The organism is Planctobacterium sp. AWM4_229 (assembly GCF_056160305.1).
Genome location: NZ_JBSWWX010000013.1, coordinates 1 through 21,313 on the forward strand (window position 1 = coordinate 1; position 21,313 = coordinate 21,313).

A 21,313-nucleotide genomic window follows, 5' to 3' on the forward strand; every position below is an offset into this window, starting at 1 on the left:
CATTCACTGCATCCCTGCAGCTCAAAGCGAACCTACAATTTCAGGCTCGATGATGTTTTTGTAGGTCGACATTTATGTCGACAGCGGATTTCATTCAACCACTGTTGTCCGACTCGCCGCTTAAATGTTCCCGACATAAACGGCATTCACGACATCCCTGTCGATTAAGTCGAACCTGCGCCAAATCGATAAATCATGACATTTGCGACTAAAGCACTATTCCTTGTCATATAGGGTACGGTATGCTGTTTTCTTTTTTCCGGGAATACGGCATGCACTCTAGCAATAACTATAAATACCGAATCCTCGTAGTTGAGGACGATATTGCCAATCGTCAAATTGTGGCTGAAAAACTTCAGGAAGATTATCAGTTGACCTTGGTGGACAATAAAGCTGATGCCATGGATGCTTTATTGAAACAGCAATTCGAAATCGTTCTGTTAGACATCGGCCTGCCCGACGGCAGTGGCACGGATATTTGTCGTGAAGTGAAAGCCAATCACGATGTTTATGGCGAAATTAATATTGTATTTATTACCGGGCGAGATAAGCCTGCCGACGAAATTGAAGGCATCAGGCTTGGAGCCAGTGATTACATCTCCAAACCCATTAATGTATCGGTGCTGAAAGCGCGTGTAGACCTTCAGGCACAGCTTATTCGCAAAACTGAGCTGTTAGCCAATCTTGCCCGAATTGATGGCTTAACGGAGATCCCCAATCGTCGCGCTTTTGATGATTACCTGGATAAATCATGGAGCCACGCTCGGCGCATTTCTGCGCCCTTATCCTTAGCCATGTTGGATATAGACTTTTTCAAACAATACAACGATATCTACGGTCATCCGGCCGGAGATGAGTGTTTAAAGGCTCTGGCGAATTGTTTGCGCAATAATATCAAACGCGGTGCTGATCATATTGCCCGCTATGGTGGTGAGGAGTTTGCGGTTATTCTTTTTGATTGCGACTTGCAGCAGGCAAGCAATATTCTCAATGAGCTGTTAGCGGATTTTGCAAGTCAGTGTATTCCTCATGCGGGCTCTTCAGTAGCCGACTTTGCCACTTTTAGTTGTGGGCTTTGCACTCTGTTTCCTGAAGATCAGGGAGCACATGCTTTGCTAACGGCCACAGACAAATTACTTTATGAAGCCAAATCAGAAGGGCGTAATAGAGTAAAAGGCGAGTATTTTCATAATATTGAACGTCAGGATTAATCTCAGCACTGTGACTTGATCACGGGTCTTTGTGTTTAAAGATATTGTCAAGCCGCAATTGCTATGACTAAGCAACAAAAGGTTGTTGCTTAGTCTTGGATTAACTTTCGGTTTCGCTGGGGGACGAGTTATCAGTTACTGGCGATTCGCTGTCGTCAGTGGCTAAGTCTGGCGCCGATTTAGCGCGAATGATCTTCATTAGATCCCAATACCAGGTGGTGCGGTGTGAACCTTTACTGACTTTGTTGCGCAAGCTTTGCTCGGAGATGGGACGACCCAGTTTATTCATGCGCTTAGCGATATCTTTATAGGTAAGCCCCGCCATGGCCATTTCAGCCTTTATGTTTCGCTTAATTTCGATGGCGGCCTGTTTATCTAGCTCTTTTTCAACTTTGCTTTTTTCTTTTGGATCTTTGCCCATTCCGCTAACACTCTTGTGTATCATCAAATTCGATGACGATTGTAATGATTTTGCAGTGTAGGTGAAATTAAGCTTTTATGACACTTTTGTTACAGAATATTAGCTGTGCCTCAAATGAGGTAAGGCCAGATTTTATTGCTGATTTTTTCGTTCCGCCAGCATAGCTTTGTATTCTTGCAGTTTGGCCTCTGCCTCATCACCGAACAGAATATCACACGCTTCTTTTAATCCCGGAGCTGCGAGGATCTCTTCTTCCCGCACTACCAGGGATATTTTGGAACGACGACGTAAAAAATCCTCCAGCTTAGTGACCATTTCCCGTTTCGCGGCATGTTCGATTTCTACCCGTAGATACTCGGCATTTTCAATAAGACGTTCTGCCTTAGATTGGTCTTCCCTGATGCTTTCCAGCATGCTGATGGCATTACGCCCATACCTGCGCCAAAAGCGCTGTGTAAGTGGCTCTGAAGCGCCCTCTGGTGTCATGCCATCCAGATCCATTAAGCGTGCTCTGTGCAGAAACTCTTGTTTTACTTCGTCGCCGGGCTCGCCGTACCATTTTTGTTCTGGATAGGGCAGGTGTATGCCCAATTTTTCTACTTCGTGGGCGATTTCATCACCAACATTGATACAGTCGGTGAGTTTGCCACCAAAAATGGACAGGTGTTTGCTGCCGCTGTCGATATCCACAGCGTGTTTGCGGCTTAACTGCACCCAGTCGGCTTTGCCACTTTCTCCTTTTATAGCAAGCGGCCTGACACCGCAGCGCTCGGCAATAATATCTTCAGTGGTGAGGTTTTTTTTCAAGTCCAACAGGCGATTAACATTGTCTAAAACAAATTGCCGATCTTGCTCGGTAACATAGGAAAGAGGTGATTCTACCTGGGTGTCAGTCGTACCAATACACGTTTTACGCCCCATTGGAATAACAAAAAACAACCGACCATCGTCGGCAAAAAATGTGAGTACTTTGCCACTGTCGGTTATTTGGTCCACGATAAGGTGAATGCCTTTGGAAAAAAGGTGATGGTGCTGAGTTTGTTGCGCAATTACCTTGTTTAATTTATCAACAAAGGGGCCTGCGGCATTAATGAATACTTTGGATCTTATGGTGAACTCTTTACCACTGATGCCATCTTTTGCTTTGGTATGCCACATTCCGTCGATGCGATCAGCACTACTGGCTTCTACGTAATTAGCGGCGATACAGCCATAACTCATTCCCTGGCGAATAAAGTTGAATACGAATCTTGCGTCGTTATCGTGCAGATAACAGTCGGAATATTCAAAACCGCCTTGCACGTTTGCGGTGTTGATCACCTTCTCCAGTTTTTTGATTTTAGCGGCACTTAAAAACTTTGGTGCCAGGGTGAAGAATTTACCGATGATCCAGTAAAAAATAGTCCCCAAAAACACAAAGAAAGGCGGAAAGCGAAAGCCTTTTTGAATACTGGTGAGAAAGCGAATTTCCTGCACGGTAGAAGGGTAATTGCTCATCAAGTGATTGCGGCTTTTGCAGAGCTTATACACCAGTCCATATTCGTGAGACTCGAGGTATTTAATGCCACCCCAGGCCAGATTTGAAGAATTTGAACTGGTAAAACCGGCAAAGTCGCCTTTGTCAATTAAAGCCACTTTTGCGCCTTTGGCTGCCAGAGCGGATGCGGATACGGCACCATTGATACCGCCACCGATAATCAAGACATCGAACTCCTGGTTATCTAGTTTTTCCAGATTACTTTTGCGAAGGTTTGTCATATTAGCCGCTCAAAATTTATTAAATATGTATCTTATATAAGAGTTGTAGTGTACGACACTTGTACAAGAAGGCAAGGGGTAAAGCGAATTAGTTAAAAATCTCACTGAGAGCATTGGATTTGCTGCCTGGTAGCTGGATTGCCGTTGGGTTGAAGGTTAATGGCGCAACGATTAAGTTATGATTGTGTGGAAAAAACTAACAGGAAATTTCATATAAGACTAAAAAAGCCTCTGTGGTGAGAGGCTTTCTTTGTGAGACGTGCTAAATGCTGCGCTGGTTTACAAATTGGCCACGCTTTCGATATCAAACCACAGCGCTTTTTCGTCCAGAGGGGTTTCTGGCGACAGGCTGGGATTATTGATTCTGAACACTTTGCGCCGTGCCACATCGGTTTTTTCCAGCGCGGAGCGGATGTCGGGATTTTCCAGGAACATGCGATCAAAAGTACCATCGGCAATGCTTTGGCGTAGTCCGGACTCGATGGCTGAAGCCAATTCGACATTGTCGGCCGCAGTAAAGAAATAAAGCGGCATCGGGTATATCAACATTAAATCACTTTCGATAGTGAGTGACAGCTTGGGATCGCGATTTACTTCAGACCAGGGCTCGTGTACGGCGCGAGGGAAGTAATCAAAACGACCACCGTCTAACATATGGAACAAGTTGATATATTTCACCGGTTTAACCACATCAATACCAGCCGATTCCAATATTGGGGTATCTGACCAGAAGCGGCCTTGACCTGCCTGTAATTGCAATAAATCCGACATGCTATTAACCCGGCTGAATTTGGCCTGGTCACCCTGGCGGATAATGAAAATACGATGGCCTAATAAGCCTTTGAACAGAGGTACACGGATGGGCCTGAATTCCCGTTCAACCTCTTGTGAGGTACCGATCCAAAAGACACTCAAGGACCCGTCTTTCATCATGCTTTTCAGGCGTTCCTGGTTTACTTCTTGTTCAGAAGCCGGAGAAGCGTCGTAGTTGTTGGCAGTGTCATAGCTCAGCGCCATTTTTAACAATTCTACAGGCCAATAGTCTCTCGGAGATTGTGGGTCGACATTGGGATGTTTAACCACAATGTTCGCCCCATTGGCGGATATGGACAGGAACAAAGAAATGATGATTAATAAAACGGAATTCAATCTCATAAGTCGGGTCGTCTAATAGTATTTTGTCTCTACTGTTATCGTCTGTATTGCGGCAGAACTTAAAACAGCGCGAAAGTTAATTACAGGTTTTTACCTTAGCCCATGAATTATAGACAATATATACTGTTTTTCAGGCAAAAATTGAAATTTATTTACAATGTTTTAACGTATTTGTGTCTAAGCAGCAAGCAATGTGCGGTGAATACGGTGTAGGTTCGGCTTAAGCCGGACAATAGAGGTTGAGTTTTACACCTTTGTCCAGCACAAGCAGAACCCGGAGGGACGCGGTGAATGCCGATATTGTAGGGAACAAATATCGGCGAGCCGGACAATGTAGGTTCGGCTTTAGCCGGACAATGGACTGTGCTGGCCTGGTTACGGCAAAACCTTTTTGTAGGGTTTAACCACGGTACTCTGATAAACACCCGCCTCGATATAGGGATCGGCATCGGCCCAGGCCTGTGCTGCGGCCAGATTCTCAAATTCTGCCACCACCATAGAGCCGGTAAAACCCGCTTCGGCCGGATCCTCGGCATCAATCGCCGGGCAAGGCCCCGCCACTAATAAACGCCCTTCTTCTTTCAGGGTTTGCAAACGAGCGAGGTGGGCAGGACGTGCTTGTTTTCTCAATGGCAGGCTGTTTTCAACATCTTCGGAGTATATGAGGTAGTACATGGTATTCCTGTTAATTTTTTTTTTCATTTAAGCACATTAGGTGCAGCTGTAGAAAGAGATGCTAATAGATTTGCCATTATGATTTCATCCATAGCCGCAGATAAATTTACTCTTCAATAAAAGGCAAAAGTCGTTCAACGAGTAAGCTATTTTCCGGGCTATCTGGCCACACCAGATACAATGGGATGTCGGGGATTTGCCACTGCTGGCAGATTTCAACCAGTGCGCCAGAGGCAAGTTCTGCTTGTACCAGGTAGTAAGGAGGAGTACTCACTCCCAAACCTTGTAGTGTTAGATCTTTTAATGCGATAACACTATTCACGGAGATGGCCGCCGTATAATTGATTGTGGATCTAGTGCCATTGTTGTGCACGAATTCGCGTCTGGCGGGTAATCGATTGAGGTATACCCAAGGAAAATCGGATAACTGCTGAATATCTTGTGGCGTTGAGAGGGTTTGCAATAGCTCGGGTGAAGCCACTAGCTTGCGTTCGATACCGCCAATCTTTTTGCACTTTAATTGACTGTCTTTGAGCTGGCCGGTGCGAAAAGCCAGATCAATATTGTTCTCTATCAAATCCAGTTGTTCATCACTGAATTCAAGCGACAAGGTCAGTCTATCGTGGGCTTTGGCAAATTCAGCCAGCCTGATGAGCCAAGGGGATTGCAGCATAGCTGAGGGCAGCGTAATGGTGCGCTTACCCGTGAGTTCCCCGGTAGTTTGCGCTATCTCTGCAAACCCCTGGTTTGCATGCCGACACATTGCTTCTGCATGTTTGAAAAGGCTATTTCCGGATTCTGTCAGTTGTAGCTTACGTGTCGTCCTGTGCAGAAGCTTAGTACTCAGATTGTCTTCCAAAGTTGAGACATGTTGGCTGATCACCGAAGGCGAGAGATTTAAAAATTGTGCAGCGGCGCGAAAAGAGCCATGTGTTACCACCTCTCTAAATATGGCCAGGGACTTTAGGTTATCGATCATAACTAGTAACGATTGTGTAAAATTTGCGAACAAAGAGTTCTTAATGTTCTGTATTGTTGCTTATTATGTCGACAGTTATGCTTCAGGTCTAGTTCCAAATAAAGGTTGTGAAGCTGTGTTGTTTGCTATGTTTATGTTCTCTTTGTCTATGTCGATTTCTCCTGGTCCGGTAAACATTGTCTCTATGAACCTGGGCAGTACCTTGGGATTTAATCGGGCATTGCGCTTTGTGGCTGGCGCGACGATTGGCTTTATTGTGCAGCTTTTCGTTACCGGTCTTTCTGCCAGCCTGGTGCTCGTCGACCTGGTTAATTACTCGCATTATTTGCGCTATCCCGGTGCGCTCTACATGCTATACCTTGCTGTTGTGATATTGCGCAGCAAGCCCGGTGCTGAAGCAAAAATGGAGCAGCAAAACGGGTTTGCCAGCGGGCTGCTAATACAATGGATTAATCCCAAAGCCTGGATTGCCTGCGTGGCGGGAACCTCTGCTTTTATCTTAGGCAAAAGTTATACTGAATTTGCTTTGTTCTTGTTGGTTTATTTTATTGTTTGTTTTTGTTCTGTGGCGCTTTGGGCGGTGGCAGGACGGCTGATGATGAGGCAACTACAGAAAACAATGTTCCGGCGCATGTTTAATCTGTGTTTGGCCAGCATGTTAGGACTTTGTGCAGTGGGGCTGCTTTGATAATAGTTAACCCCTAAAGTGGTACGAGTTCAATATTTAACCTTGATAATTACCCGCGCCTTGGTTAAGGTTAATTAGTTAACCGGGGAAGGTGTATTATGATTGCGGAACAACTGAGTTTTGATGATTTATCTCACGAGCTGCCGTTGGTGGTATTGTGGTGTGAAGAGCAGAGAGATTTTACTGTGGTACCCGTAACTGACTGGGTAGGGGACAAAATGAAAACCCTGGCTTTAGTGAGTGATGTGCATTTGCATCCGGTGGGTGTATTTGAAACCGCTGAAGCGGCTTTTAGCTTTGTGCAGCTGCAGCAAAAAAAGGATCTGAATCTGGTTGAGCACTAAACAATTCGCTCTGGGATATTGCTTTTGTTGTTCAGCTTTTCCTTTTACAAACGATTAGGGCTGTGCCAACCACAGCCCCTAAATTAACTTGTTATTTTCTTGTTATATCCGCTTTTTATTGCACTACTAGCCTGTATGAAACTTGCGTTTCCGCGTAATAGTCATCTTCTGCAACCGTCGCTGTGATAGTGGTCTCACCATTACTTACCAATGTCAGCAAACCTGTATTGCTATCCACCAGGGCGATATTGGTGTCTGCTGATGTATAGCTAACCATAGCGGCATCAAGTGTTCCTATGGGCAAACCATCTTGTGCTAACCAGGAAATTTCAAAAGGACTGGCGTATTGACTAAAGGCTTCATCCCAAGGGCCAATGTTATTAGGCTGGATCTTAAAGGCTATCGTCTGCGTTGTATCAGCACCCGTTGTTAAACCCCATAGCGGGATTGTGGTGGGTATTAAGACATCACCAGCGACCCCTGTTGGCAGGCTGTTACCATCTGCAGCTTCAACATCAATATAGTCACCTGACGAATCAAACACTAAACGAGTGCCCCATATTCCGCTATTGATGGACGTACTACTGGGGCCGTATAGGGTTTGCCCAAAACCAACGTGGTTAAAACGCCCGTTGTTGGCAAAGGTTGCATCAGCCGGTTCGGTGCCATCCGAGTTGGTAAAATCATAAAACTCGCCATCGATAGCGGTGATCATTAGCCACTCGTTGGCAGCAGCGCCTGAGTCCTTAATAAAGTACATTGTTTGAATGTGCGACTCGCCCAAACTGTCGTAGATGGTGAGTGAAGTGGAGGCGTTATAAGTGGTGGTATCATCAGGATTAAAATCATCCGGGTCGAGGGCGGTATTGTTTGCAGGTAAGTTCGCCTCGATTTCAACTTCCGTGGTTGCTGCTGGAGTTTGATTTGTGGGTTTAAATATATTACCTGACACTTCACCGCTGGCCAGGGATACCGTGTAAGTCTCTTCAGCAAAAAATCCGTCGGAGACATACCATCTGTCATACTTGCTGATGGTTAACCCATAGCTTGCAGAAATGGCAGTATAGACATCATCTCCCGCTTTGGTGGCTGTGATAGTAATAGTGCCATCATCCAATAGGGTGAGTAATCCTGTGTCAGGATCGACGCTAGCTATGCTGCTATCACTGCTGGTGTAGACGATATTGCCCGCACCAGAACCACCGGAAAGACGGTTAGCTTCAGGCGTATCATCGATAAAGTAATTCAGGGTATCGGCACTGAAGACTAAAGGTGCTTGTGGAGATTTTGGCGCTTCGATAATTGTGATGTTAGTAACACTATCAGAACCACATCCATTGATAAGCAGTAGTGGTGCCAAATAGCCAATCAGCCGGCCTTTATCCATGACTCGAATTCCTTTTATAGCAGTAGGTTTGGGAATTTTTAATACCTACCGATGGTAGGGAAATAGAGTGGTGAAAACAAGCGAAACTACAAACTGTTACAAAGTGCTGGTGATTGTAGGTCGAACTTGATCACCATGGATTGTGTGAATGCCAATTTTTGTAGGTCCTGCTTTAGCTGGACAGCGGAGTTTATATCAACCACCGTTGTCCGGCTAAAGCCGAACCTACATTGTCCAGCTGGCCGTTTAAATGTGCCCGACATAAACGGCATTCATATTTTGTAGGTCGAACTTGATCACCATGGATGGTGTGAATGCCTATTTTGCAGGGAGCAAAAAATAGGTGAGTTCGACAACGGCGTTTGAATCAACCACCGTTGTCCGCATCGCCGTTTAAATGTTCCCGACATAAACGGCATTCACTAAGTCCCTGTAGCTCATGTCGAACTTACATTCGAACCTACAACGATTACTTCTGCGTAGCGGCTTTCATCTCAGCCACAAAGCCTTTTAGTGCTGCCAGCATGGCGGCTTTATCGTTGAGATTGTCTTCAATAATTTTAACCGTGGCAGAGCCTGAAATGGCACCGGCAGCACCTGCGGCAATCGCGCCTTTTACCTGTTCCGGCTGAGAGATACCAAAGCCTAATAATGGCGGCGCCACTTGCAATGAGCTTAAACGTTCCACCAATTCTGAGGCTGGCATTTCTGCTTTGGTTTCAGCACCAGTGACACCAGCACGACCTAGTAAATAGGTATAGCCTTCACTGTGCTTGGCGATATGAGCCAGGGTTTCTTCACTGGCATTGGGCGGCGCAATCAGGATTTGTTGAATACCTGTGGCATCGGCAGCGTCTTTAAAGGGCGCCGATTCGCGCACGGGTACATCTGCAATCAAAATAGAATCTACGCCAGCCGTCATGGCTTTTTGGTAAAAGTTTTCTATTCCTTGCGCCAGCACAAGGTTGCTGTATAACAGCAGGCCAATAGGCACATCGGCATGTTTATCGCGCACGGCTTTAATAATATCAAAGCAGTCATCTGGCGTGATTTTCTCGCTCAGTGCCCGGATACTGGCTTTTTGTATGGTGGGGCCATCGGCGATGGGATCGGAAAACGGAATACCTAATTCCAGCGCATCAGCGCCGCCTTCAACTAGGGCACAAATAATATCGATGCTGGTTTGTTTATCCGGATCGCCCACAGTGACAAAAGGAACGAATGCGCCTTGGTTTTTTGCGTCCAGTGCCTGAAACAGCTTCGTGTAGCGTTGTGTTTTATCAGCCATTAGTGAGATTCCTTATTACGCGCTTCTAAAATACTGTGAACATGGGTGAGGTCTTTATCGCCTCGACCGGAAAGGTTCACTACAATTATGGTGTCGTCCTCGGCCTCATCGGCCATATTCAAGGCATGAGCCAATGCGTGAGAGGATTCCAGTGCCGGTATAATGCCTTCTTTTTGTGCTAACAACTGAAAAGCGTTTAAGGCTTCGTCGTCGTCGATAGCGACATACTCAGCGCGCCCTGTAGCGTGCAGGTGAGCGTGTTGCGGTCCCACAGCCGGATAATCCAATCCTGCAGAAACCGAATAGGATTCTTCAATCTGGCCTTCCTGCGTTTGCATAATATAGCTGTACGCGCCGTGCAAAATACCTTTGCTACCTGTAGCGATAGCGGCACCGTGATCGGCGGTGTGGATACCTTTACCGCCGGGTTCAACACCGATAAGGCGAACGCCTGGCTCTTCAATAAAGTCTGCAAACATGCCAATGGCATTAGAGCCACCGCCCACACAGGCTACAACGGCATCCGGTAAACGACCTTCTTTTTCCATGATCTGCTTGCGCGTTTCTTCGCCGATCATACGATGGAATTCCCGCACTATCGTAGGGAAAGGATGTGGCCCGGCGGCCGTACCCAATAGGTAGTGGGCATCGTTATACGTTGCTGACCAGTCGCGCATGGCTTCATTAACGGCATCCTTCAGCGTACCTGAACCGGCATTAACCGGAATAACTTCTGCACCCATCAAGCGCATTCTGAACACATTGGGTGCCTGGCGTTCAACGTCTTTGGCCCCCATGTAAATACGGGCTTTTAAGCCTAATAAGGCACATGCCAGTGCAGTAGCAACACCGTGTTGTCCTGCGCCAGTTTCGGCGATTACTTCAGTTTTACCCATGCGTTTGGTAAGCAAAGCCTGTCCTAACACCTGATTGGTTTTATGGGCACCGCCGTGCAATAAATCTTCCCGTTTTAGGTACAGTTTTACCTTCGGGTTGCTTACCAGGTTACGCGTTAAAAACAAAGGGGTAGGGCGACCTGCATAATCGGTTAATAACTCATAAAATTGCTTCTGGAACTCAGGATCCGCTTGCGCTTCTACAAAGGCCGCTTCTAATTGATCAAGGGCGGGGATCAGCAATTCGGGTACATACATGCCACCAAAATCGCCAAATTTACTGTCTAGTTTGTTCATGGTTTCACTACTCGGATACTATTTTAATATTGTCTTAATGCGGTAAACGCCGCGGCTAATTTTTGATGATCTTTTACGCCCGGCGCACTTTCCACGCCAGAGTTAATATCGATTAGGTGTAATCCCTGTGCCACTGCAGACTGGATGTTTTCAAGGTTGATACCGCCTGCCAAGGCAAATCGATCTTTATTGGATAAATTGTTGAGCAATTGCCAGGAGAATTGCTGTCCGGTGCCTCCTGTTTCGCTGCCGACTTTGCAATCTAATAAAAACAGATCCACCTCGGTTTCTAAAAAATCAGGCAGAGCATCTGAGATACCTTTGGCTTTCCAGATGGCAACTTCTGGAGCGAGCTGTGCTCGTAATTCACTAATGAAAGCCTGGTTTTCGTCCCCGTGCAGTTGCACCGCGGCTAGTTTCAGCGTGGTGGCAGTGTTAACTATTTCAGCGCTGCTGGCATTGACGAAGACACCCACATAATTAAACGGCACTTGCTCCGCTATTTGCTTTGCCGTGGCAAGATCAATATAGCGTTTCGATTTCGGCGCAAAGATAAACCCGGCATAACAAGCGCCCAGTGCTTTGGCTTTTGCAGCATCCTCAGCGCGGGTAATACCGCACACCTTGGTTCGGCCCAATACCAGGTTGTTTACTGCCTGATCCAGGTCCTGTTCAGCCATCAAAGAGCTGCCCACTAAAAAGCCATCCACCAGATGCACCAGACGCAATACATCCTGGTGGGTGTATATGCCAGATTCGGAGATGATCACGGCATCGTAATCCAGCTGCTGTTTCAGCAGGGGAACCAGCTTTTCAGTCGCGGCAAGGTCGGTGCTTAAATCCCGCAAGTTGCGATTGTTAATGCCGATAATTTTAGCGCCAAGTTTGACGGCTCTATGAGCTTCTTCTTCGTTGCTGACTTCTGTCAGCACATCTAGTTGATAGTGGTCGGCCAGCTTTGCCAGCGTTTGATATTGACTATCGTCTAATACCGATAACATCAGCAAAATAGCATCGGCGTTGTATTTACGCGCCAGGTGCACCTGGTATTCGTCAATGAAAAAGTCTTTGTTTAATACCGGTTGTGTTACCCGCTGGGTAACGTATTGCAGATACTCATACTTACCTTGAAAATATTTTTCATCGGTGAGCACGGAAATACCGGCAGCGTGGGGTGTGTAAGCTTGCAGGATTTCATCTAAATCGAATTGCTCACGGATTAACCCTTTTGAGGGAGACGCTTTTTTGCACTCCAGGATATAACCGGCATTGGGCTGTTTCAGGGCATCAAATAAGCTTTTTTCTGAGACGGTAAGCTGCGCCTGGAAGCTTTCAAGCGGCAGTTCGGCTTTGCGCTGCTGTAGTTCAACTTCTTTATCGGCAACGATTTTTTGTAGTACGTTCATGGTTTCGGGCTTACTCCACCGTATCCTGCTGGATTTGATTATTTTGGCTAATTTGGGCCGCTTTATGGATGGTTTGCAAAGGGCGGCCAGATTGCATGCTTTGCATTGCCTTGTGAGCGCCATCGGCGAAGCTGTCTGCTAACCCAGCTAGTTTTAACAGGGCACCTGTGTTGGCGGCTACGGCGGCAATATGGGCAGGCTGCCCCTGACCTTGCAATACGGCCTCAATCAAGGCTTTATTTTCTTCTGGCTCACCACCTTTGATGGCCTCCAGTGGATAGCTTTCTAAATCAAAATCCCTGGCCGATAGTTCACTATAGCTAATTTTATCACCGTGGATTTCCGCTACCTGGCTGACACCGTGCAGGGCAATTTCATCCAGTCCGGCACCGTGCACCACCATGGCATTTTGATAACCCAGTAGTTGTAGTGTCTCTGCATAAGCTGAGATCAAATCAGGGCTGTATACTCCAATCATGATGTGGCTGGGTTTGGCAGGGTTAGCCAGCGGCCCTAATAAATTAAACAAGGTGCGAGTTTTTAAAGTGGTGCGCACATTCATGGCGTGGCGCACTCCCGCGTGGTAATTGGGGGCGAATAAAAAGCACAGTCCACTTTCATCCAGGCAAGCTCTGGCGGTTTGAGGTGTCATGGTGAGGTCCACGCCAAATTCGCGGAACAAATCAGCGGAGCCGGATTTACTGGAAACACTGCGGTTACCGTGCTTGGCTACGGGTAAACCGCAGCTGGCAGCCACAATGGCTGAAGCAGAAGAAATATTAATGGTATTGTGGCCATCACCTCCGGTCCCAACGATATCAGCAAATAGATAATCCGGACGTTCTATCGGCGCGGCGTTTTCCATCATGGCACTGGCAGCACCGGCTATTTCTTCTGGGGTCTCGCCTTTGATTTTCAAACCGGTAAGCATGGAAGATAATACGATATCATCCAACTCACCTTGCATAACCATATTGAAAAAACACTGCGTTTCTCTTTGGCTCAAATCTTGTTGAGCGTAAATTTTTTCTAAAAGGGCGTGAATATCTGCCATGGTTATACTCCGCTTTGCTTGTTGGTCAGGTAGGCAATGCTCTGTTTTAGCAATTGGCTACCCTGTGAAGTTAAAATGGATTCCGGGTGGAACTGCATTCCCAGCATATTATCTGTGGCATGCCACACCGCCATGATGATACTTTGCCCATCTTCTGGCTCGTAGCGGGCAATACATTGCAAATCGGCAGGCATATCTGCGGCCACCAGTGAATGATAACGTGCCACCGGGAAGGGATTGGGCAAGCCTGCAAACATTTTGTCGCCACAGTGATTAATCAATGAGGATTTACCGTGCAGCACTTGCGGTGCTCGTACAATCTCACCGCCGTAATGTTGCACAATTGCTTGGTGTCCAAGGCAAATGCCCAGCACCGGATAACGACCCTGAACCAATGATATTAGTTCCAACATGCAGCCTGCACTGGCCGGATCGCCGGGGCCAGGGGACAGCAATAACAGGGTATCTTCACCCAGTTCCTGCATTTTGTTCACCACGTGCTGGGCGGGCACATTGTTGCGAAAGATTGTCAGCGACATACCTGCTGCCCGCAATTCGTCCACCAGGTTATAAGTGAAAGAATCGAAGTTGTCTAATAACACCACATTGGACATGTCCTTAAACCTCCTGTGTTAATTTGCGATTGGCTTGCTGAATGGCGCTGATCACCGCTTGTGCTTTGCCTCGAGTTTCGTCGGCTTCTGATTGTGGATCTGAGTCATACACCACACCCGCGCCCGCCTGAACATAAGCCATGCCGTTTTTCACAAATGCCGATCGGATCACAATGCAGGTGTCCATATCACCATGACCATTAATGTAACCTACCGCGCCACCATAACTGCCGCGACGATGTTGCTCTACATCGCGAATGAGGGTGGCGGCCTTGACTTTAGGGGCACCTACCAAGGTTCCCATGTTCATACAGGCCTGGTAGGCGTGTAAGCTGTCCAGGTCTTCGCGTAGTTGTCCCACCACACGAGACACCAGGTGCATAACATGGGAATATCGGTCTACTTTTAGTAGGTCTTTTACGTGCCGTGTGCCAGGAATGGAGACGCGCGCAATATCGTTGCGGGCCAAATCAACTAACATAAGGTGCTCAGACTTTTCTTTATCGTCTTCCCGCAAGGTTAATTCGATACGGCTATCAAGGTCATGGTCGATGCTACCATCCTCGCGTTTACCACGAGGTCGGGTGCCCGCAATGGGATACACTTCCACTACGTTGCTGTCTTTTTGATATTTCAGTGCTGATTCTGGACTGGCGCCAAAAATCACAAAATCACTGTCCTGAATGTAAAACATATAAGGACTCGGATTGCTTTTTTTCAGTTCGTGATAGGCGTTGTAAGTAGACGGGCAGGGCAGGGAAAAAGTACGTGAAGGTACTACCTGGAAAATATCCCCTGCCAATATATTTTCTTTTAAATCCAATACATGCTGGCAGTATTGGGCATCGCTTTGGTTAACCTTGAGTTCATTCGAAATATCGGTGGTTAAAGCTGAAGCTGTGATGTCTTCGACATTGGTTTGCAATTGTTGCTTTAAAAACTCAATACGCTGACTTAGCTGAAAATAAGATTGCGCTACTTGCTGACCACTAAAAACGCTACCCAGCATACGAGCGCTTTTTTGTTGATGATCAATGGTGATCAAGGTTTCCGCAAGGTAAAACACATAATCAGGGCAATCATTATCACCTTCCGCGACTTCAGGCAGTGTTTCGAAGGTGGCTAGCAAGTCGTATGCGAAAGTACCGCCAACAAATATCGCCATTGGGTGGTTGCTCAGTGCCACTAATTCCGATTGCAATATACGCAACACATCAAATACCGATGCCGATTTAAGCCGTGCATCTTCATCTAGTAATTCATCGGTTGCGGTAAAAGTTACGGATAGAGATTGTTCTTGCTGCTCAATGGCGGTGCCTGGAAGTGCCGTTAATTGCTGTGCTAAAAACTGCAAGACAGGTAAACCGTTGTCGCTCAATGCACTGACTCTCACCTCGTGTCCGCGACATACAAGTTTCAAGGCGGCATCTACAAGTAATAAACTATTGGTACTGTTTTTACTGTCGATTTCTGCTGACTCCAGCAACATCGCATTGGTTTTTTGGTGGCACAATCGTTTGAACGTCGTGAGCGGATCCTCAATGTAAGGACACTCGGTTTCTATTGTGGCAACCTTTCCTGGTTGTTCGCTTAGTTCTGCCAGACTCATGTTGTTCTCTGTAAATTTCCTGGAATAAAAACTAAAAAACCCGCTTCTTGAGCGGGTTTTTTACAAATTTTAGCAATGCAAAAAGGTCACAACCCGCGATTAGTCAGGACGTGCCACCACCAAATTGTGTTAATGATTGTGTTTTGCATTGAGATTAAATTCTGTTCTAGTTATTGGATAACGTTTATTATGTATAGAAGAAAACAAAACTGGATTTATGTCAAGCAGGAATTTAAGACTATTCAAAGATTGCCTTCATTGCCATCGAACTGTCATTTCCGCAACAGATTAGCTGTATGAAAATTGATTTACATAGCCACACCCATTATTCAGATGGGCATCTGAGTCCGCAAGAGCTGATACTGCGCGCTCATAACATGCAGCTGGATGCATTAGCCATTACCGATCACGATACTGTCGCTGCCATTGACGAAGCCGTGGCTTTTCAAGAAACACAAAGGCGACCTCTAAATATTATTCCGGGTATTGAGTTGTCTACCAGTTGGCATGGATTTGATATTCATATTCTGGGCTTAAATGTTGACCGCGAAGATGGGCTTTTTCAGGAACGATTGGCGCAGCAAGCCGAAGCGAGACAAGAACGCGCATTAATTATCGCGGAAAAGCTGGCAAAATGTGGCCTTGATGACGTTTACGAAAGTGCTGCCAGATACGCTGGTAAAGGCCAGATCACCCGAGCCCACTTTGCCCGCGTTATGGTGGAAAAGGGCTACGTGCATAATTTTGATGGGGCCTTTAGAAAGTATCTGGGTAAAGGGAAGCGTGCGCATGTAGCGCCTAAGTGGATCACGATTGATGAAGCCATTCAGTGGATCCACGATGCTAAAGGCAAAGCCGTGCTGGCCCATCCCGGACACTATGATCTCAGTGCTAAGTGGCTGAGAAAACTCATTCTCTATTTTAAACAAGCGGGCGGTGATGGCATGGAAGTGTGTCATCCGCATTTAGCGCCAGATCGCCAACGTCAAATGGCGACTTATGCACAGGAATACCAGTTAGAAGCGTCTGCCGGTTCGGATTTTCACGCGCCTGGTCGTTGGACAGAATTGGGACGTCACTTATATATTCCCGAACATTTAACACCGGTTTGGCATGACTGGCAATCCATAAACGACGCCAAAGATTTATCTGCAAAAAACGTTAGTTCCACAGACAAAAATCACAATAATAATGAGTCATTATCATGAGCCAATTTTTCTATATCCATCCCGATAACCCGCAGGTGCGCTTGGTGCGTCAGGCCTGCGAACTGATAAAAAGTGGAGAGGTGATTGTTTATCCCACCGATTCTGGCTATTCGCTGGGTTGCAGCCTTGATAATAAAAACGCCCTGGAGCAAATTTGTCGTATCAGACAAATTGGTAAAAATCATAATTTTACCTTGATGTGTCGTGACATGTCGGAACTGTCGTTATACGCAAGAGTCGACAACGATGCGTTTCGCATTATCAAAAACAATACCCCCGGACCTTACACCTTTATTCTGAAAGCCACCAAAGATGTCCCTAATCGAGTGATGAATCCCAAGAAAAAAACCATAGGGATTCGGGTGCCAGATAACGCCATCGCCTTGGCCATTCTGGAAGAGTTAGGTGAGCCTTTGATGTCCACCACCCTTATTTTGCCGGGCAGCCAGATGGCCGAGTTTGATCCCGACGAAATTCGCGACAAGCTGGAGAAACAAGTGGGCTTAATTATTCATGGTGGTTATCTCGGCGAGCAGCCCACTACCGTAGTGGATATGTCCGATGGCAATATTGAGTTAATTCGCGAAGGCAGCGGCGCTCTCGAGCCATTGGGATTCTGAGTTGAGCGAGGAGATTCCGCACGGGACTGAGCAGTTGACAACTGACCCGCAAGAGCAGATGTCGGCTGAACAAATCACCCAGCAGCAGTCTTTACCTCTGGCGTTTATCAATGGCGAAGCCTTGATGGATAAACCGGAGGATTTATATATTCCACCCGATGCCCTGGAAGTGATTCTGGAAGCGTTTGAAGGGCCATTGGATTTACTATTATATCTCATTCGCAAACAGCGCTTCGACGTGGTTAATCTGCCCATTTTGCAGATCACCCAGCAGTACATGGAGTACGTGGAGGTGATGAAAGATATCAAGCTGGAACTGGCTGCGGAATATCTGGTGATGGCGGCGATACTGGCGGAAATTAAAAGTCGCTTATTATTACCCAAGATCATCAACGAGGATGACGAAGAAGAGGATCCTCGTGCTGAACTTGTGCGGCGATTACGAGAATACGAAATTATCAAAAAAGCGGCGGAAGAGTTGGATGGCATTCCCCGCATGGAACGGGACTTCCGACGCGCCAAAGCGGTTACTGATGAAGCCTGCGAGCCCCTCAAAATACTGCCGGATATTACACTTCAGGAACTGGTATTCAGTTTTCAATCGGCATTGCAAAGAGAAGCTGCGTTTGAACACCACCAGATTGAGCGCGAGTCCCTGTCTACTCGGGAACGTATGAGTCAGATTCTGGATATGGTAACAGAGCACAGCTACACTGGCTTTGAAGCGTTTTTTAGCAAAGACGAAGGTAAAGCTGGAGTCGTGGTGACATTTCTGGCTATTCTGGAACTCGTAAAAGAAAAGATGTTGATGGTGCAACAACAGGAACCCTACGGGCTTATCCATGTTAAGCTATACAATGATGATGAATATTCCGACAGTTAGTCTTTACCTGAATCGGCCAAATTCGCCGCTAACTTTGTCGGGCGTTCTCTGGTATGTCTTTAATTGGGTGAATGGGCATTGTGGCAAAAGTTAAAAAAGCACAACTGAAACAAATTATTGAAGCGGCCATTTTTGTGGCGGATAAGCCAGTAACCCATGAGCTGTTGCAAGAGTCGATTCTGGCGGAATTTGAGTTATCCAAAAAGTATTTGACCCAGTTGCTCAACGAAATTGAAAAAGATTATGCCGACAGGGGCATACGTCTGGTAAAAGTCGCCTCGGGTTTTCGTTTTCAATCGGATGCCAGTTTGAATCCCTGGGTGGGGCGGTTATGGCAAGAACAAGTGCCGCGTTATTCCCGAGCCCTGCTGGAAACGTTGAGTTTAATTGCCTATCGGCAACCCATTACCCGTGGTGAAATAGAGCAGGTACGCGGTGTCAGTGTCAGCTCTAATATTCTTAAAACCCTGATGGAGCGGGACTGGATAAAATCTGTTGGTCATAAAGAGGTGCCGGGAAGACCCGCACTTTATGCCACTACCAGCGAATTTTTAGATTATTTTGGCTTGAAAACCTTGGCAGAGTTGCCATCAGTGGCGCTGTTTGAAGAACAAAACAAACAAGACACACAAGCGCTTTTTCCTGACGAACCCGTCAAAGAAGAGGCTTAGGTGTCTACATTAAACAATATTATTATTGAGAAATAACAATCATGAGTGAAAAATTACAAAAAGTACTGGCCAATGCTGGTATCGGTTCCCGTCGGGAAATGGAGCGCTGGATTGAAGCCGGCAGGATCTCAGTAAATGGCAGCATTGCCACCTTAGGCGCACGAGTAGAGACCTCTGACGATATTCGCGTCGACGGTGAGCCATTGCGACAAAACCCTGCAGAAGCCTTTTGCCGGGTGATTATGTACAACAAACCCGAAGGCGAAATCTGTAGCCGTAAAGATCCGGAAGGACGCACCACAGTATTCGATCGTCTGCCCAACATTAAGCACGGCCGTTGGATTTCCATTGGACGACTAGACATCAATACCAGTGGCTTGTTGTTATTTACCAATGATGGTGAGCTGGCCAATCGATTGATGCACCCACGCCATGTAGTAGAACGGGAATACGCCGTGCGCGTATTTGGAGAAGTGGACGATGCCATGATCAGGCGACTGAAAAAAGGCGTGATGTTAGAAGATGGTGAAGCTAAGTTTATCGATGTGAAGCGCCGTAAAGGGGAAGACACAGGTCTGAATCAGTGGTTTTCCGTGACCATTGCCGAGGGACGAAATCGCGAAGTGCGCAGAATGTGGGAATCCCAGGAAGTGCAAGTAAGCCGACTGATGCGTACCCGATATGGCAGTGTTGAACTCAACAAGCGACTGCCACAAGGCGCATGGGTAGAGCTGGAACTGAAAGAAATCAATCAGCTGCGTTCCACGGTGCAACTACCACCGGAAACAGAAACCAAAATCAAAAAAGAGCAGGGTAAACTGGACCACGTGCGCTTATCGCGTATGCGCCGCTCGATTCAAAAACACAAAGCTCGCAATATCAAGAAAAAGCCCGTTAAATAATTGACATCCCGGCCTTGTGCCGGGTAATTTATTGCCTCTATCCTACTGCCAGGTATCTTAGGCGTCGGCAATTTAAAAAGGAATTATATGAAAAACGGACTTAAAACCCTTCTCTTATCTTTAGCATTAGCGCCCATTGCACAAGCAACAGACACTCAACCTGTTTCTTTAGAAACCCTCATCAGTGCTGAGCCACTGGAGCGAAAAGTGCCGAAATACCCCCGTATGGCCGCGAGAAAAGGCCAGGAAGGCTGGGTGCGTTTGAGTTTCGTTATTGACGAGGAAGGTAATGTCGTCGATCCCATTGTGCACGATTCTTCAGGCATAGAGCGCTTCGAAAGAGCCGCATTAAAAGCGGTGAAAGACTGGAAATACAGCCCGGCGATGGTGGATGGCAAACCCGTGGAGCAATGTAATTCTAAAATCCAATTGGATTTCAGATTAGGCGATCAAGACAAAGGCGTGACCCGTTCCTTTCGCAATCAATATCAGGCGTTAAGAGACGCGATCGTTGCCGGGGATCAAACCCAAGCAGATGCCCTGTATGCTGAATTTAAACAGGAGGCTCATCACAACTTTGCTGAAACAGTGCATGCTTCGGTGGTGTCAGCTATGTATTTTGAAGCCAAAAAAGATCATGTCGCTTTTAAGCGAGAGTTGCAAGCCATCGCCACTAACGGCCATCGTTATTTAGGCGACGAAGCTTACATAACTATGGTGAGCAAGCTGCTAATACTGCATGTCCAGCAAAATCGCATATCCGAGGTATTTGAGTTAGCGGAGCAAGTAAATGATACCGTAAACGCGGATGCACCGGGGCTTGCCGCGATTAATGATATGGTGGCTAAGATACAAGACTATGTTGCCCAGCAAGATTCCATTGCTGTGCAGGGTAAAATCCAGGGAACAAAAACCTGGCATCATCAATTATTGCTCAACAAGTTTGATTTGGTGAGCGAAGGAAACGCTTTTGAGCGCATTGAAATTCGCTGCCAGAACAAACGCTCAACTTATCGCAACTTTGAAAAACAAGGCTTTGTTATCCCGAAAGATTGGGGGCAATGTCATATTTATGTTGATGCACCGCAGGGCACAGAGTTTTCCCTCGTTGAATACGCTTCTTGAGCTGAGCAAGCAGCATTGAGATAGAAGCCCGTATTTTATCGCTGACACTTTCGCTTAGTCTGTTTGTAACACTACTAAAGTAAACTTCAATAAAGTTGCACTTGATGGTAAAGTGCGCGCGC

General features: G+C 46.6%; 21 protein-coding genes. 9 read left to right on the plus strand and 12 right to left on the minus strand.

The features are described from left to right. The first annotated feature begins 272 nt into the window (after positions 1-272). The gene (locus ACXAGP_RS20955) at positions 273-1,211 is read left to right on the plus strand and encodes a GGDEF domain-containing response regulator (protein ID WP_475263697.1); all 939 of its coding nucleotides are present in this window, start codon (positions 273-275) and stop codon (positions 1,209-1,211) included. A gap of 100 nt (positions 1,212-1,311) precedes the next feature. On the opposite strand, the gene ACXAGP_RS20960 is transcribed toward ACXAGP_RS20955, so the two are convergent. The 5 genes from ACXAGP_RS20960 to ACXAGP_RS20980 all read right to left on the minus strand — a co-directional run bounded on the left by ACXAGP_RS20960 (position 1,312) and on the right by ACXAGP_RS20980 (position 6,199). Beyond that, positions 1,312-1,632 (minus strand): DUF6471 domain-containing protein, encoded by a 321-nt coding sequence (locus tag ACXAGP_RS20960; RefSeq protein ID WP_475263699.1) that lies wholly within the window; start codon positions 1,630-1,632, stop codon positions 1,312-1,314. A gap of 132 nt (positions 1,633-1,764) precedes the next feature. Next, positions 1,765-3,390 carry a glycerol-3-phosphate dehydrogenase/oxidase gene (locus ACXAGP_RS20965; RefSeq protein ID WP_475263700.1) on the minus strand — a complete coding sequence of 542 codons (1,626 nt, stop codon included), beginning with the start codon at positions 3,388-3,390 and terminating at the stop codon, positions 1,765-1,767. A gap of 279 nt (positions 3,391-3,669) precedes the next feature. After that, positions 3,670-4,545, minus strand: a complete 876-nt coding sequence (locus ACXAGP_RS20970; RefSeq protein WP_475263702.1) for a diguanylate cyclase — start codon at positions 4,543-4,545, stop codon at positions 3,670-3,672. 375 nt (positions 4,546-4,920) lie between these two features. Then, complete coding sequence (locus ACXAGP_RS20975; RefSeq protein WP_475263703.1) at positions 4,921-5,220, minus strand: YciI family protein; 300 nt, start codon at positions 5,218-5,220, stop codon at positions 4,921-4,923. Between the two features lie 106 nt (positions 5,221-5,326). Further along, entirely contained in the window at positions 5,327-6,199 is an 873-nt protein-coding gene (locus ACXAGP_RS20980) for a LysR family transcriptional regulator (protein ID WP_475263704.1), read from the minus strand. 43 nt (positions 6,200-6,242) lie between these two features. Between ACXAGP_RS20980 and ACXAGP_RS20985 the strand changes: the two genes are divergently transcribed. Together ACXAGP_RS20985 and ACXAGP_RS20990 are read left to right on the plus strand one after the other, a co-directional pair. Then, positions 6,243-6,887 (plus strand): LysE family translocator, encoded by a 645-nt coding sequence (locus tag ACXAGP_RS20985; protein ID WP_475263705.1) that lies wholly within the window; start codon positions 6,243-6,245, stop codon positions 6,885-6,887. A 98-nt stretch (positions 6,888-6,985) separates the two neighbouring features. Continuing rightward, positions 6,986-7,231, plus strand: coding sequence for a hypothetical protein (locus ACXAGP_RS20990; RefSeq protein ID WP_475263706.1), 246 nt, complete (start codon positions 6,986-6,988; stop codon positions 7,229-7,231). A 115-nt stretch (positions 7,232-7,346) separates the two neighbouring features. Here the strand turns inward: ACXAGP_RS20990 and ACXAGP_RS20995 are convergent, their stop codons facing one another. The 7 genes from ACXAGP_RS20995 to ACXAGP_RS21025 form a co-directional block, all read right to left on the minus strand. After that, positions 7,347-8,618 (minus strand): flagellar basal body FlgE domain-containing protein, encoded by a 1,272-nt coding sequence (locus ACXAGP_RS20995; protein WP_475263707.1) that lies wholly within the window; start codon positions 8,616-8,618, stop codon positions 7,347-7,349. 469 nt (positions 8,619-9,087) lie between these two features. After that, positions 9,088-9,906, minus strand: coding sequence for a tryptophan synthase subunit alpha (gene trpA / locus ACXAGP_RS21000; protein WP_475263709.1), 819 nt, complete (start codon positions 9,904-9,906; stop codon positions 9,088-9,090). Further along, the gene (trpB, locus tag ACXAGP_RS21005; RefSeq protein ID WP_475263711.1) at positions 9,906-11,099 is read right to left on the minus strand and encodes a tryptophan synthase subunit beta; all 1,194 of its coding nucleotides are present in this window, start codon (positions 11,097-11,099) and stop codon (positions 9,906-9,908) included. The genes trpA and trpB overlap by 1 nt, the downstream gene beginning before the upstream one ends. A gap of 23 nt (positions 11,100-11,122) precedes the next feature. Beyond that, complete coding sequence (trpCF, locus tag ACXAGP_RS21010) at positions 11,123-12,505, minus strand: bifunctional indole-3-glycerol-phosphate synthase TrpC/phosphoribosylanthranilate isomerase TrpF (protein WP_475263712.1); 1,383 nt, start codon at positions 12,503-12,505, stop codon at positions 11,123-11,125. A gap of 10 nt (positions 12,506-12,515) precedes the next feature. Beyond that, complete coding sequence (gene trpD, locus ACXAGP_RS21015) at positions 12,516-13,559, minus strand: anthranilate phosphoribosyltransferase (protein ID WP_475263714.1); 1,044 nt, start codon at positions 13,557-13,559, stop codon at positions 12,516-12,518. Between the two features lie 2 nt (positions 13,560-13,561). Next, on the minus strand, positions 13,562-14,173 hold the full coding sequence (locus ACXAGP_RS21020; RefSeq protein WP_475263715.1) for an aminodeoxychorismate/anthranilate synthase component II: 612 nt from the start codon (positions 14,171-14,173) through the stop codon (positions 13,562-13,564). A 4-nt stretch (positions 14,174-14,177) separates the two neighbouring features. Further along, positions 14,178-15,782, minus strand: coding sequence for an anthranilate synthase component 1 (locus ACXAGP_RS21025; RefSeq protein WP_475263716.1), 1,605 nt, complete (start codon positions 15,780-15,782; stop codon positions 14,178-14,180). A 296-nt stretch (positions 15,783-16,078) separates the two neighbouring features. On the opposite strand from ACXAGP_RS21025, the gene ACXAGP_RS21030 reads away from it, so the two are divergent. The 6 genes from ACXAGP_RS21030 to ACXAGP_RS21055 all read left to right on the plus strand — a co-directional run bounded on the left by ACXAGP_RS21030 (position 16,079) and on the right by ACXAGP_RS21055 (position 21,191). After that, positions 16,079-16,990 carry a PHP domain-containing protein gene (locus ACXAGP_RS21030; protein WP_475263718.1) on the plus strand — a complete coding sequence of 304 codons (912 nt, stop codon included), beginning with the start codon at positions 16,079-16,081 and terminating at the stop codon, positions 16,988-16,990. Next, on the plus strand, positions 16,987-17,610 hold the full coding sequence (locus ACXAGP_RS21035; RefSeq protein ID WP_475263719.1) for an L-threonylcarbamoyladenylate synthase: 624 nt from the start codon (positions 16,987-16,989) through the stop codon (positions 17,608-17,610). Before ACXAGP_RS21030 ends, ACXAGP_RS21035 begins: the two co-directional genes overlap by 4 nt. 58 nt (positions 17,611-17,668) lie before the next feature. Then, the gene (locus tag ACXAGP_RS21040) at positions 17,669-18,493 is read left to right on the plus strand and encodes a segregation and condensation protein A (RefSeq protein ID WP_475263801.1); all 825 of its coding nucleotides are present in this window, start codon (positions 17,669-17,671) and stop codon (positions 18,491-18,493) included. Between the two features lie 80 nt (positions 18,494-18,573). Further along, positions 18,574-19,164 carry an SMC-Scp complex subunit ScpB gene (scpB, locus tag ACXAGP_RS21045; RefSeq protein WP_475263720.1) on the plus strand — a complete coding sequence of 197 codons (591 nt, stop codon included), beginning with the start codon at positions 18,574-18,576 and terminating at the stop codon, positions 19,162-19,164. A gap of 41 nt (positions 19,165-19,205) precedes the next feature. Beyond that, the gene (rluB, locus tag ACXAGP_RS21050) at positions 19,206-20,066 is read left to right on the plus strand and encodes a 23S rRNA pseudouridine(2605) synthase RluB (RefSeq protein WP_475263721.1); all 861 of its coding nucleotides are present in this window, start codon (positions 19,206-19,208) and stop codon (positions 20,064-20,066) included. An 87-nt stretch (positions 20,067-20,153) separates the two neighbouring features. Next, positions 20,154-21,191: an energy transducer TonB gene (locus ACXAGP_RS21055; RefSeq protein WP_475263723.1), complete on the plus strand. Its 1,038-nt coding sequence runs from the start codon at positions 20,154-20,156 to the stop codon at positions 21,189-21,191. The last annotated feature ends 122 nt before the right edge of the window (positions 21,192-21,313 follow it).